At 42.0% G+C, this 841-nt stretch carries 1 protein-coding gene; it reads left to right on the forward strand.

Going from position 1 to position 841, the window contains the following annotated elements; translation table 11 throughout:
* Positions 1-615, forward strand: a 615-nt coding sequence (locus FCS21_RS15725) for a transposase (RefSeq protein ID WP_503328516.1), incomplete at its 5' end; no start/stop codon positions are given.
* Positions 616-841: the final 226 nt, after the last annotated feature.

The following is an 841-nucleotide window of genomic DNA, read 5'->3' on the forward strand; positions in this document are numbered from 1 at the left end:
GAAAGCACTGCGAAGGTTTACAAACAGCGGTTAATTGATATCAGCTGGTTTATGCGCTCACTCAATGAGCCGATAGCACGCCAAGCGAACCGAGAAGACAACTGCACAGGGCACTTTTGGGAAGGGCGCTTTACATCCCAAGCACTGCTTGATGAAGGGGCGTTATTATCGTGTATGGCTTATGTTGATTTAAACCCAGTACGGGCAGCGATTGCAGCGACGCCAGAGCAATCTGATTTCACCAGTATTCAATTACGTATCAAAGCCGCCATTAAAGGCGAGCAACCCAAAAAATTATTACCCTTTGTTGGTAATGACCATCATAAAAAAACCAAAGGAATTCGTTTTAGTTTACAAGACTATTTAACACTGGTTGATGAAACAGGGCGAGTACTTAGAGAAGATAAACGCGGTGTAATCAATGCAGAGGTAACCGATATTCTAAGCAGACTTCACCTCAGTGATGAAAGTTGGTTAAAATTAACCAATGATTTTGAAGCTATCTTCACTGGTGCGGTAGGTACTGTCGAGCATTTATGTGAATTTAGTGCGCATGTGGGTCTGCAGCGCACTCATGGCATAGCGAATGCTAAAGCCTGCTTGAATAGCGCATAACGCTCGCATAACTCTCTTTATTAATGTTAGCCAATTTAAGGTTACGTTATCCGTAACAATCTCTCTACGAGTAAAATTCAATAATTTAGTCAGCTTATCGGACAATTTATCGGACAAAAGGCGTTGTTGAGTCAAAACCTCACTCAATAAGCGGTGAACTTGGCAAAATAGACAACAGCAGTGTGTTATTGTGACGAGTTTTTATCATGGGTGGCTTACTTAACTC

It is taken from the genome of Colwellia ponticola (assembly GCF_005885605.1).
GTDB classification, from domain to species: Bacteria; Pseudomonadota; Gammaproteobacteria; order Enterobacterales; family Alteromonadaceae; genus Colwellia; species Colwellia ponticola.